This window comes from Sphaerisporangium sp. TRM90804 (genome assembly GCF_029846175.1).
Taxonomy (GTDB): domain Bacteria; phylum Actinomycetota; class Actinomycetes; order Streptosporangiales; family Streptosporangiaceae; genus Sphaerisporangium.
Genome location: NZ_JARWAC010000029.1, coordinates 1 through 12,538, shown reverse-complemented (window position 1 = coordinate 12,538; position 12,538 = coordinate 1). Strand labels below are relative to the sequence as shown.

The following is a 12,538-nucleotide window of genomic DNA, read 5'->3' as shown; positions in this document are numbered from 1 at the left end:
CGCCGGGGCGTGGGGAGGGGTCATCCCGCGGCGGTGACGCGGGAGGCGGGGGTGGCGTCGAGGAAGTTCCGCAGGACGAGGGTGGCGGCGCCCAGGGCGACGGCGTCGGGGCCCAGGCGGCCGAGCACGATCGACGTCGCGGCGTACGGCTGAGCCAGGGAGTTCTCGGCGGCGGCCTGGAGGATCTCGGGCAGCAGTCGCTCGCCGAGCATCAGGCCGACCCAGCCGCCGATGACGATGCGCTCGGGGTTGAGCAGGTTGACCAGGTTGGCCAGCCCGACGCCCAGGTAGGTGGCGGTCTCCGCGACCGCGGGGGAGCCGGAGTCGAGCACGCGGGCCAGCTCCTCCTGCCAGCCGGTCGTCTGCGTGGAGACCCCGGCGCGTTCGAGGATGGCCTCGGCGCCGATGTAGGCCTCCAGGCATCCACGCCCGCCGCACCGGCAGGGCCGCCCGCCAACGATGATCTTGGTGTGCCCCCACTCGCCGGCGCTGCTGCTCACGCCCTGGAACGTGGCCCCGTCGGAGACGACGGTGGCGCCGACGCCCGAGCCGATCAGCACGATGACGGCGTTGCCCGCGCCCCGGCCCGAGCCGAACCACAGCTCGGCCTGCCCCATCGCCTTGGCGCCGTTGTCGACGTACAGCGGAAGCGGGGTGCCCGCGCTCAGGAGCGTGCCGAACGGCACGCCGTCCCAGCCGAAGGTCTTGGCGTGGATGACGAAGTCGGGCCCGCGCCGCACTATGCCGGGCACGCCGACCCCGACGCCGAGCACCTGGCCGGTGGTGACGCCGGCGTCGGAGAGCACGACGTCGATGCCCGCCAGGATGTGGCGGGCGACCAGCTCGGGGTCGTGCCGGGCGGGGCGCAGCGCGTAGTCGACCTTGGCGCGTTCCTTCATCTCAAGGTCGAACAGCTCGACGCGGACGTGCGTCTCGGCCACGTCGACGCCGACCGCGTACCCATAGGTGGGGTTGACGCGCAGCAGGACGCGCGGGCGCCCGCCGTCGGAGTCGACCTGCCCGGCCTCCATGATGATCGACTCCTCAAGGAGGTCGCCGGTCATGGTGCTGACGGTCGCGGCGCTCAGCCCGGTCAGCCGGATGAGGTCGTTGCGGCTCGCGGAACCGGTGAAGTAGAGCGTCCGCAGGAGCATCGCGCGGTTGCCCTTACGGACATCGCGGACCGTCCTGCGTTCGAGCCTGGCCAATGGTCTACCTCCCGATTCAGGCGCCATGTTAGTTCAGAAACCGAACGCGGGTCGCCCGTCACCTGCGGACACCTGGCCTGGGAACGTCTCACATTCGCGTTACCAAAGCGTTTCCCGCGGGCTCTCATCTTTTTTCGAAACTTACATTATCTTCTGTGCAACCCCCCCGACTAGGAGACGACCATGATCAGGAGAGTGACCGGAGCGGCCGCGGCCGTAGCGTTGCTCGCCGGGCTCGCCGCGTGCGGCGGCGACTCCGAGGGCGGCGCGGCTGACAAGACGCTGACGTACTGGATGTTCCAGGACCGCACGCCGCAGGCCGGCGAAGTGGTCGAGAAGATCCGCACCGACTTCGAGAAGGCGAACCCCGGCGTAAGCGTCAAGATCGTCAAGATCCCGAAGGACGACTACAACACCAAGCTGGGCAGCGCCCTCGCCAGCGGCTCGGTGCCCGACGCCGGGATCCTCGACCAGCCGCTCGTCTCGCGTTACGCCCTTGACAGCACGATCAAGGAGGTGCCGGCCGGCACCGTCGACGAGAAGGCGTTCTACGAGGGCGCGCTGACGACCAACCGCGTCAACGGCAAGCTGTACGGCGTGCCGGTCGACCACACGACGGTCGGGCTCTTCTACAACAAGCAGCTCGTGCCGACGCCGCCCAAGACCTGGGACGAGCTGAAGCAGGTGGCCGCGGGCATCCACCAGAAGGACTCGAAGGTCGCGGGCATCGTCGTGCCCAAGGGCGACGGCTACGGCGGCTGGATGTGGCCCGGCTTCGTCGCCTCGGCCGGCGGCGAGATGGCGAACGCCGACGAGAAGAAGGTCCTGTTCGACCAGCCTCCCGCCGTCGAGGCGCTGCAGCTCTGGGTCGACCTGCTGAAGTCCTCTCCCCGCGAGATCACCGACGCGGACATGGCGTTCCAGAACGGCCTCGCCGGAATGATGATCTCCGGCCCGTGGGACGTCGCCACCATCAAGGACCAGTTCCCCGACATGCAGTTCAGCGTCGCACCGCTGCCGTACAAGAACGAGCCCGCCGGCAACATCGGCGGCGAGAACGCGGTGGTGTTCAGCAAGGGCAAGAACGCCGACATCGCCTGGAAGTGGCTGGCCTGGCTGACCAACTCCACCAACAACACCCAGCTCGCGCAGGCGCTCGGCGGGTTCCCGACCAACATCGCGGCGGCCGAGCGCGACGCCGCGACGTTCGGCCCCGACCAGGCGGCCTTCCTGGAGCAGCTCAAGGTCGCTCAGGCCCGCCCGGCCGTGCCCGAGTGGATCCAGATCAACGACGAGATCATCGCCCCGGCGATCGAGTCGGCGCTCAGCGGCAAGGCCACCTCCCAGCAGGCCCTCACCGACGCGGCGGACAAGACCCGCGCCCTGCTCGGATGGACCGGCTGACCGGCAGTCCGCCGGCCGGGGGAGAGATCACCACGGCGACTCCGGTGCCGGTCGACCGGCCCACCGCGACTCCCGAGCCCGGGCGGCGCCGCCGCCCGGGCGTCCGGTGGCGCGACCGCGTCACCGCGTGGCTGCTGATCGCTCCCGCGCTGGTGTACTTCGTCGTCTTCCTCCTGTATCCCGCCCTGGCGGCCCTGTACTACAGCTTCACCGACTGGAACCTGCGGACGACGCCCGACTGGGTCGGCTTCGCCAACTACGCCGACCTGCTGTTCGACGACGTGAAGTACCCGCACTTCTGGCAGTCGGTGCGGGTCAGCCTGCAGTACACGATCATCGCGGTGCCGCTGACGCTGATGGCGGCGCTGGCACAGGCCCTGCTGCTCAACACGATCCGCCGGGGCGCGAACGTCTTCCGGCTGCTGCTCTTCCTACCGGTGGTCACCGCAGAGGCGGCCGTCGGCGCGATCTGGCGCTGGCTCTACGACCCGCAGTACGGCCTGATCAACACCGTGATCGGGCTGGTCGGCATCCCCCGGCAGAACTGGCTCAACACCCCCGAGCTGGTGATCCCGGCCCTGTCCTTCATCGCCGCCTGGCAGTGCGGCATCTCCATGATCATCTACCTGGCCGGCCTGAAGGGGATCCCGTCCTCCATCCGCGAGGCGGCGATCGTCGACGGGGCGGGCCCGGTGCAGCGGTTCTGGAGGATCGTCGTGCCGATGCTGCGGCCCACGACGTTCTACCTGACGGTGACCGGCGTCATCGCGGCGTTGCAGGTGTTCGGCCTGGTGTACGTCATCTTCTCCGGCGGCGGCAACAGGAGCGTGACCGGCGGGCCCGAGCAGTCGGGCCTGACCTACGTGCTGCACCTCTACCTGTACGCGTTCAGGTACGACGCGATGGGCGCCGCCTGCGCGATGTCCTTCATCCTGCTGGTCTTCATCATGATCATCACCGCGCTGCAGTTCAAGTTCATCAAGCAGGAGGCGTCGTGACGAGCGTCGGGTCGTCCCAGGCGGGCCGTGCGCGGCGGGCGCGAGGCATCCCGAAGCAGGTGCGGCTCACCCCCGTGTACGTCGCGCTGGTGCTGCTGGCCCTGGTGTCGGTCGTCCCGTTCCTGTGGATGCTCGCCACCTCGTTCAAGCACGGCTCGGACGTCTACACCAAGGTGCCGAACCTGCTGCCGATGGATCGCAAGACCGGCGAATGGTCGCCCACGCTGGAGAACTACGAGCACGTCCTGCAGCTCGGCGGCCTCGGCCGCGCGTTCCTCAACAGCGTGTGGGTGTGCCTGGTCCTGGTGCCCGTCAAGCTGCTGATCGACGCGCTGGCCGCGTACGCCTTCGCCCGCATCCCGTTCCCGGGCAGGGACAAGCTGTTCGTGGTGCTGCTCGCCGGCATGATGGTGCCGACGATCACCCTGCTGGTGCCGCGCATCCACGTCACCCAGGAGCTCGGCATGTTCGACTCCGGGTGGGGGCTGATCATTCCCAACGTGGCCTCGGTGCTCGACATCTTCCTGCTGCGGCAGTTCTTCATGTCGCTGCCGGGCGAGCTGGAGGAGGCGGCGCTCATCGACGGCGCCGGGCGGATGCAGATCTTCTGGCGCATCATCGTGCCGCTGTCGAAGCCGGTGCTGGCGGTCGTCACGATCACCAGCTTCATCTTCCACTGGAACGACCTGGTGTGGCCGCTCGTGGTGCTCAACGACCCCGAGCTGTACACGCTGCCGCTCGCCCTGCAGCAGCTCGCCAGCACCGAGTCGGGGCGCGCGTACTACATCATGGCCGGTGCCGCGCTGGCCGTGATCCCCGTGATCATCGTCCTGATGATCTTCCAGCGCCGCATCATGGAGGGCATCGCGTTCACCGGTCTGAAGACCTGACGGCTACCGGGGGTTGATTTTCAGAGCTTTTAGTGAAGCATCGAAGTAACCGGGGCACCGGAGTCGACGACGGGGAGTCGGATGGAGAGTCAGCGGATGGACGGCGTCGGGCCCGCCGTGCCGAGCACCCGCGAGGACATGGCACGGCTCGTACGCGAGCTGACCGAGCCGCTGATCGCGCACTTCAGCCCCGGCGCGGCCCGGCTGCGGCTGGGCGGCAACGCCGCGCACTACGTGGACGCCGCCGCCGAGCTGGAGGCGTTCGCCCGCCCGCTGTGGGGGCTCGCGCCGCTCGCGGCGGGCGGCGGCTCCCACGAGCACTGGGAGTTGTGGCGCCGCGGCCTCGCGGCGGGCACCGACCCCCGGCACGAGGAGTTCTGGGGCGCGGTGACCGACATCGACCAGCGCCTGGTCGAGACCGCCGCGCTCGGCCTCGCCCTGGCCCTGGCGCCCGAGCACGTCTGGGACCCGCTGAGCGGGCGGGAGCGTGACAACGTACGGTCGTGGCTGCTCAACGCCATGGCGGCCGAGCCCGTCGACAACAACTGGCAGTTCTTCCCGGTGGTCGTCGGGCTCGGGCTCGCGCGCGTCGGGGTCGCGCACGACCCGGCCCCCAACGCCGCCCGGCTCGACCGGCTGGAATCGTTCGCGCTCGGCCGGGGCTGGTACAGCGACGGCCCCACCGCCCAGCGCGACTACTACGTCCCCTTCGCGATGCACTACTACGGCCTGCTGTACGCGGCGCTGGCCGGCGACCGCGACGCCGCCCGGGCCGCGCGGTTCCGCGAGCGCGCCCGCGCCTTCGCGCTCGACTTCGAGCACTGGTTCACCTCCGACGGGGCCGCCGTGCCGTTCGGCCGCAGCCTGACCTACCGCTTCGCGCAGGGCGCGTTCTGGGGCGCGCTGGCGTTCGCCGACGTGGAGGCGCTGCCGTGGGGCACCGTCAAGGGCCACCTCATGCGGCACCTGCGCTGGTGGCTGCGGCAGCCGATCACCGACCCCGGCGGGCTGCTCACCCTGGGGTACGGCTACGCCCAGCCCGCGCTCATGGAGCAGTACAACGGGCCCGGCTCGCCCTACTGGGCGTTCAAGGCGTTCCTGCCGCTCGCCGTGCCCGCAGACCACCCCTTCTGGACGTCGCCGGAGCAGGACGCGCCCCACCTGCCGGAGGTCAGCACCCAGCCCGAGGCGGGCGTCACGCTGATGCGCTGCGAGGAGGGCCGGCACGTCGTCATGCTCAGCGCCCGCCAGCACCACACGTGGGTGCGCGGCGGCGCCGCGAAGTACGCGAAGTTCGCCTACTCCACGTCGTTCGGCTTCAGCGTGCCCAGCGGCTCCTACGGCCTGGAGCAGGCGGCCCTGGACAGCACCCTCGCGTTCAGCGAGGACGGGATCCACTGGCGCCCGTGCGAGGTGCCGGCCGACGCCGAGGCCTGCGACGGTCTACTGCGCTCGCGGTGGACGCCCTGGCCGGAGGTGGAGGTGGAGACCTGGCTGATCGCCTACCCGCCCTGGCACATCCGCGTGCACCGCGTGACCACCGGCCGGGCCCTGCGGTCGGCCGAGGGCGGCTTCGCGCTCAACCGCGACCTGCCCTTCCACCGCTTCGAAACCGGCGCCGGGCACGCCCGCGTGGAGTCGCCGGCGGGGGCGTGCCTGATCGAGGACCTGGCCGGCGAGCGCGAGGGCAGCCTCGTGCAGGCCCTGCCCGGCACGAACGTGCTCTCGCCGCGCACGGTGATCCCCACCCTGCTCGCCACGCACGAACCCGGCACCCACAACCTGACCTGCGCGGTGCTCGGCATGGCCCACCCGAGACCGGCCGCCCCCTGGCCGGCCCGCCCCGGCTGGGACGCCGTGGCCGAGCTGCTCGCCCGGCACAGATCACCCGACGCGCCCCGCCTGCTGGACGCACTCACCACCGAGCGCGCCGTCGGCCTGGAGTGAGCGCGCACAGCATCCGGCCACTCCCACCGCGCGGGGGCGCGTGCCGTCCTCACCGAGCGGGCCGTCGGCCTGGAGTGAGCGCGCACAGGCATCCGGTGACACCCGGGGGTCGCAGAGGTCTGCCGCGCCCGGAGTGAGCGCTGTCCCGGGCGCGAGGTCTGTCGCGCCCGGGGTCTACGCCGCGCTCAGGCGTCCAGGGACTTCCTGAGGAAGTCGACCTGGAGCAGCAGGAGGTTCTCGGCGACGACCTCCTGGGGGGTCATGTGGGTGACGCCCGACAGCGGAAGCACGGTGTGCGGGCGGCCCGCCGCGAGCAGGGCCGAGGAGAGCCTGAGGGTGTGCGCGGCCACGACGTTGTCGTCGGCCAGGCCGTGGATGAGCAGCAGGGGGCGTTCGAGCTTCTCCGGGCGCGCGGCGTCGGCCAGCAGGGAGGAGCGCTCGTAGGCCTCCGGGTGCTCGTCGGGATGGCCCAGGTAACGCTCGGTGTAGGCGGTGTCGTACAGGCGCCAGTCGGTGACCGGGGCGCCGGCGATCGCGGCGTGGAAGACGTCGGGCCTGCGCAGCACCGCCAGCGCCGCGAGGAAGCCGCCGAAGGACCAGCCCTTGATAGCCACACGCCCGAGGTCGAGGTCGTCGGGGTAGAGGCGGGCGGCGCCGTGCAGGGCGTCCACCTGGTCGTCCAGCACCGGGCCGGCGAGGTCGTGTTGGATCTCGCGCTCGAAGGCCGGGCCGCGCCCGGGCGTGCCCCGGCCGTCGGCGACGATGACCGCGAACCCCTGGTCGGCGAACCACTGCGGCTCCAGGTAGGTGCGGCCCGAGGCCGTCACCCGCTGGGCGTGCGGCCCGCCGTAGGGATCCATGAGGACGGGCAGGCGCCGGGAGCCGGGCACGTGCCCGCTGGGCAGCAGGACGGCGGTCGACAGGTCGCGCTCGCCGGTGCGCACCAGCGCGACGCGGGGTTCCAGGCGCGGGCGCTCGGCCAGCGAGGCGATGGGCAGGCGCTTCTCGCCGCGCCGGACCCAGACGGCGGTGCCCGGGCCGTCGAGGGTCTGGACGGCCGTCACCAGCGTGCCCCCGGCGAGCCGGCCGGTGTGCACCCCCGGCTCGGAGGTCACCAGCGACACCACCCCGGCGGGCCGGTCGCCGCCGGCCGCCGGCGAGGAGGCTGCGCGCGCCCAGGTGAACAGGTGGATCTCGGTGGGGTCGGTGCTCGCCCGGAACAGGACGGTGCCGCCGTCGACGCCCAGCACCTCGCGCACCTGGAGGTTGGGCGGGCTGACGGGGACGCCGCCGATGAGCAGCCGGCGGGCGCCCTCGGAGTCGGCCACCCACACCAGGGTGCCGTCGTCAAGGCGAGCCGGCACGCCGGACGCGGCCTCCACCCAGGCGTCGTCGCAATCCTCGCCCAGGAGCTCGGTGGAGCCCGTGGCGGGATCGGCCGACAGGACCCGGACGGTCTTCTGGTCGCGCGGCATGGTGACGATCAGCGGGCCCTGGTGGCCCCACGAGGCGGAGATCAGGTACTCGTCGTCGAAGGGCACGGCCGTGCGCGACCCGTCGAGACCGAGGATCACCAGCTCGACCACGGCGTTCGGCGTGCCCGCCGCCGGGTAGGCCACGGAGACCGGCGGGCGCGAGGGGTTAGCGGGATCGGCGATGTGCCAGGTCTGCACGGGCGACACGTCGGCGCGCTCGGCCAGCAGCGCCGTGCCGTCGGGCGACCACCAGTGGCCGCGCAGGCGGTCGAACTCCTCGGCGGCGGCGAACTCGGCCAGGCCGTACGTCACGCCCTCGGCCTCGGGGGCGGCCAGCGTGCGGTCATCGCCCGAGGCGAGCTCCAGCACGTGCAGCGCGCCCCCGGTGACGTACGCCACCCGGGTGCCGTCGGGCGACAGCCGGGGGTCGATCACCGCGCCCGGCGTGTCGAACCGCCGGACCTCGCCCGAGGCGAGCTCGACCACGTGCAGCCCGCCCGACAGCGCGAAGGCGGCGGAGGTCACCGCCGCGTCGGTGGTGTAGGCCACCACGCCGCCGCCCTGCTCGCGGGCGCGCTCGCGGCGGGCGCGCTCCTCGGCGGGCAGGTGCTCGTCGTCGGCGCCGAGGCGGGCGGGGTCGAGCACCAGGCGCTCGACGCCGGAACCGAGGTCGAGCTCCCACAGGCTGGTCACCGGATCGGTGCCCGACCGGCTGCGCAGGAAGACGACGCGGTCGCCCCCGGGGGCGATCGTGAAGCCCCGGGGCACTCCGAGCGTGAATCGGCGGGTCCTTGCGTACATGCGCGGGAAGCTCTCACTCATGCCCCTCATCCTGCCAGGCCGCCATGAGGGCGCCATGCCCCTTGCTTGGGGCTGGGGATAACCTCGGTGCATGGCTGACCGTCGCTTGCTTCTCGTGCACGCCCACCCCGACGACGAGTCCATCGCCACAGGCGCGACGATGGCGAAGTACGCCGCCGAGGGCGCCCAGGTGACGCTGGTGACCTGCACGCTCGGCGAGGAGGGCGAGGTCGTCGTCCCCGACCTGGCCCATCTGGCCGTCGACCGGGAGGACAGGCTCGGCCCGCACCGCGTCGGCGAGCTGGACGCCGCCTGCGAGGCCCTCGGCGTCAAGGACCACCGTTTCCTCGGCGGCCCCGGCCGCTGGCGCGACTCCGGCATGATGGGCCTGCCCACCAACGACCACCCCCAGGCGTTCTGGCGGGCCGACCTCGACGAGGCGGCCGGCGAGCTGGTGGCGATCATCCGCGAGGTCCGTCCCCAGGTGCTCGTGACCTACGACGAGAACGGCTTCTACGGCCACCCCGACCACATCCAGGCGTACCGCGTCTCGTGGCGGGCGTTCGAGCTGGCGGCCGACCCCTCGTTCGGCGAGGGCGAGCCCTGGCAGGTCGCCAAGTTCTACTTCACCGCGATGCCCAGAAGCTTCATCAGGCGCGTCGCCGCGTCGATGCGCGGCACCGACCTCGACTTCCTGACCGAGGACGCCGCCGACGTGCCGCCCTTCGGCTCGCCCGACGAGGAGATCACCACCGAGGTCGACGCCCGCCCGTTCGCGGCGGCGAAGCTGGACGCCATGCGCGCCCACCGCTCGCAGATCGCCCTGGACGCCCCCTGGTTCGTGCTGGCCGACAGGCTCGGCATGGACGGCCTCGGCGTCGAGCACTACATCCTCAAGGCCGGCGCACGCGGGCCCGCCGCCGAGGGCCCGTCCACCGGCGACTGGGGCCTCGGCGAGCCCCACGACCGCGAAGACGATCTCTTCGTGGGGGTCGGCTAGCCTTGCTGAGCATGGAGGAGGAGCAGGTCGAGGGCGCCGAGCGGGGGGCCTACACCGCCACCGCCGTCGCCGGCGCGGCGTACGGCGTGCTCTTCGTGCTGGGCGCCGTCTTCGGCGTCGTCTCCGGCTTCGAGCACTCCTGGAACCTGTGGGAGCCCGTGCCGCCGATCCCGATCGTGCTGACCCTGCTGCTGTTCGGGCTGCTGTACTCCGCCGGGCGGCTGATGGGCACCAGGCTGGGCGCGTTCGTCCCGGGCCTCGGCTGGATGCTGGTGGCCCTGCTGTTCTCCACCCGCAAGTCCGAGGGCGACCTGGTGATCGCGGGTGACGCTCCGGGCTACTGGTTCCTGCTGGGCGGCGCGCTGGCCCTGGTGGTGGCCGTCCTGCTCATCCCCTCCTCCACCTCCTGGCTGCTGCACCAGGGCGCGTACGGCAGGCGGCGCCCGGTGGACGTCTCCGACGGCAGGTCGGCGTAGCCGGGGGATCCTCCGGCACGTCCGCCGGGGGACACCTTCCGCACCGTGCCGTCAGGGCGCCCCGGGGTGACAATCGGGGCATGCGCCCACGGCATCGCGCGAGGTCGGTGATCAACTACGCCAACCTCTCGACGCCGCTCGGACTGCTCATCGCGCTGATCGGGCGCGCCAGGCTCCGGCGCGGCGAGCACGGCCTCATCCACGCCTACGGTTACCGCATCCGCTTCCCGGTCGCCGGGGCCTTCACGGTCGGCAACGTGGTGCTGACCGCCCACGGGGAGGGCTACCTCACCGGTGCGCTCCTGCGGCACGAGGCCCGGCACGCCACCCAGTGGGCCTGCTGCGCCGGCCTCCCGCTGCTGCCGCTCTACGTGCTGGCGGTGGTGTTCTCGGTCGTGGTCTGCGGCCATCCCGCCTCGTGGAACGTCTTCGAGCGGCTCGCGGATCTGGACGAGGGGGGCTATCCCCGCCACCCGTCCCGATGGAGGCGCGGGCGGCGCCGGGCGGGCGGCGCCGGACTCCCCGGCTAGCACTCACCGTCCGCTCTCTCGTGATGTGAATCTTTTATCCGCAGGCTCATCTTTGCCGGTTGAGCTGGGGGTATTCCGCCTTTAGCGGGTCGGTGTATTGGCCGATCCTGTGTGCAGGTTCCGACCGTTCCCGTTTTCTTCTCCTGGCCACAAGCGGACATGGGACCTCTTTGCTCGCCAAGGGATCAATTCACAAAATAAGCGGTTGTTTAACGCAGGTAGTGGGCCTACGACCAGGGTGTCCGCATGCTGGACGCCATAACATCCCGCCCGGAACTCCGCCATAAGGGCAGAGTAAAAGTCGCGATTACCATCGGTCGAACATCGTGTCAACCCGTTGATTGACGCTTTGAACCTGTGAAATACAACTCTGGTCCCCCTCAATGTGGGCCAAGGAGGAAAAACCGCGTGATAACCCCCCAGTCCGTCGATCGAAAGAAGCGTTTCTCCCTGCGTGCGGCGACCGCCCTCGGTGGCGTGCTCGTGCTCGCGGCACTCGGCGGGTCCCCCGCCGTCGCCGAGCTGGACCCCGGCAAGGACCTGCGCGCCCAGGCGGTCGAGCACACCGGCGCCGTCCCCGGCGGCTTCGGGTCGTGGCAGGAACTGCTCGCCACCCAGGAGCGGCTGGTCAAGGCCGCCGAGCGGGTCACCGCCGCGGGCGGTGCCGGCTACGCCGGCGTCGTCGCCGCCCCCGAGAACCGTGAACTGCGCGTCTACTGGAAGGGCGACGTCCCCAAGAAGATCGGCAAGCTCGTCGGCGAACTGCGCGCCGGCGTCCCGGTCAGCGTCCTGCCCGCGTCGTACTCGGCGCGCGAGCTGGAGCGTGAGGGCAACCGGCTGATCCGCAAGGCCGGCAGCGCCATCACCTCGGTCGCGGCCAAGCCCGACGGCAGCGGCCTCACCGTCGGCACCGCCGGCGGCTTCGCCGCCAACTCCGCGCTCGCCGACGCGGCCGTGCCGGTCACGGTCGAGGCCGGCGTCCGCCCGCAGCTCGCCACCCGGTGGGACGACTCCCCGCCCTGGTGGGGCGGCGGCGCTTGGCGCAACGCCAGCACCGGCGGCGGCTGCTCCACCGGCTTCGCCGTCAGCTACGGCGGCGTCAGCCGGATGCTCTCGGCCGGCCACTGCGGTGACGTGCCGCAGACCGCCACCGACCCGACCGGCCAGGTCATCGGCCCCATCTCCCATGACAACAACAGCCGCGACGTGCTGCTGATCAACGGGACGTCGGCCGGCCGGGTGTTCAACAACACTCCCGGCAGCCCGCCGCCCAGCGAGTTCAGCAACCCGGTGATCGGCACCTCGGGCAGCGTCGTCGGCATGTGGATCTGCACCTCCGGCGCCTACTCCGGCACCAACTGCAACATCCAGGTCAAGACGGTCAACGTCACCATCAACGTCGGCTACCTGATCTTCGGCACCGTCCACGCGGAGCAGGTCAACGGCACCAACGCCGTCGGCCAGGGCGACAGCGGCGGCTCCGTCGAGGTCGTCAACCCCAACAACACCCTCCAGGTGTACGCGGCGGGCGTCAACACGGCGATCGACGGCAACACCGCCGTGGCCTGCACCGGCTACGTCACCACCGGCCGCATCTGCGCCTGGCGCATGTACTACGCGCCCTGGAGCAACGCGACCACCGCGTTCCCCGGAATCACGATCATCACCGGCTGACCGGCTGAGCGGATCGTCACCGGCTGACCGGTGACCGGCTGACAGCCCTCGGTGGGGGGGGGGGGGGCGCCCCCCCCCCCCCCACGGCGCCCCCCCCCCCCCGGGGGCCCGGCCGCGCGGCGGGGCCGGGCCGGG

10 protein-coding genes are annotated in these 12,538 nt (G+C 71.7%); 8 read left to right on the top strand and 2 right to left on the bottom strand.

The features are described from left to right. Positions 1-20 precede the first annotated feature (20 nt). Positions 21-1,208, bottom strand: coding sequence for an ROK family protein (locus PYR91_RS31155; RefSeq protein ID WP_279785659.1), 1,188 nt, complete (start codon positions 1,206-1,208; stop codon positions 21-23). A gap of 183 nt (positions 1,209-1,391) precedes the next feature. Between PYR91_RS31155 and PYR91_RS31150 the strand changes: the two genes are divergently transcribed. From PYR91_RS31150 to PYR91_RS31135, 4 genes are all read left to right on the top strand, one after another. After that, entirely contained in the window at positions 1,392-2,612 is a 1,221-nt protein-coding gene (locus tag PYR91_RS31150) for an ABC transporter substrate-binding protein (RefSeq protein WP_279785657.1), read from the top strand. Then, positions 2,600-3,610, top strand: coding sequence for a sugar ABC transporter permease (locus PYR91_RS31145; protein WP_279785655.1), 1,011 nt, complete (start codon positions 2,600-2,602; stop codon positions 3,608-3,610). The genes PYR91_RS31150 and PYR91_RS31145 overlap by 13 nt, the downstream gene beginning before the upstream one ends. Next, the gene (locus tag PYR91_RS31140; RefSeq protein WP_279785653.1) at positions 3,607-4,500 is read left to right on the top strand and encodes a carbohydrate ABC transporter permease; all 894 of its coding nucleotides are present in this window, start codon (positions 3,607-3,609) and stop codon (positions 4,498-4,500) included. Before PYR91_RS31145 ends, PYR91_RS31140 begins: the two co-directional genes overlap by 4 nt. An 81-nt stretch (positions 4,501-4,581) precedes the next feature. After that, positions 4,582-6,447: a DUF2264 domain-containing protein gene (locus PYR91_RS31135; RefSeq protein ID WP_279785651.1), complete on the top strand. Its 1,866-nt coding sequence runs from the start codon at positions 4,582-4,584 to the stop codon at positions 6,445-6,447. 185 nt (positions 6,448-6,632) lie between these two features. Here PYR91_RS31135 and PYR91_RS31130 read toward each other — a convergent pair whose 3' ends face one another. After that, positions 6,633-8,744, bottom strand: a complete 2,112-nt coding sequence (locus tag PYR91_RS31130) for a prolyl oligopeptidase family serine peptidase (RefSeq protein ID WP_279785649.1) — start codon at positions 8,742-8,744, stop codon at positions 6,633-6,635. A 70-nt stretch (positions 8,745-8,814) separates the two neighbouring features. Here PYR91_RS31130 and mshB point away from each other — a divergent pair, with 70 nt between their 5' ends. The 4 genes from mshB (at position 8,815) to PYR91_RS31110 (ending at position 12,403) form a co-directional block, all read left to right on the top strand. Continuing rightward, complete coding sequence (gene mshB / locus PYR91_RS31125) at positions 8,815-9,723, top strand: N-acetyl-1-D-myo-inositol-2-amino-2-deoxy-alpha-D-glucopyranoside deacetylase (protein ID WP_279785647.1); 909 nt, start codon at positions 8,815-8,817, stop codon at positions 9,721-9,723. Positions 9,724-9,734: 11 nt separating this feature from the next. After that, on the top strand, positions 9,735-10,199 hold the full coding sequence (locus tag PYR91_RS31120; protein WP_279785646.1) for a DUF6113 family protein: 465 nt from the start codon (positions 9,735-9,737) through the stop codon (positions 10,197-10,199). A gap of 80 nt (positions 10,200-10,279) precedes the next feature. Beyond that, complete coding sequence (locus PYR91_RS31115) at positions 10,280-10,729, top strand: hypothetical protein (RefSeq protein ID WP_279785644.1); 450 nt, start codon at positions 10,280-10,282, stop codon at positions 10,727-10,729. A 408-nt stretch (positions 10,730-11,137) separates the two neighbouring features. After that, positions 11,138-12,403, top strand: coding sequence for a hypothetical protein (locus PYR91_RS31110; protein ID WP_279785642.1), 1,266 nt, complete (start codon positions 11,138-11,140; stop codon positions 12,401-12,403). The last annotated feature ends 135 nt before the right edge of the window (positions 12,404-12,538 follow it).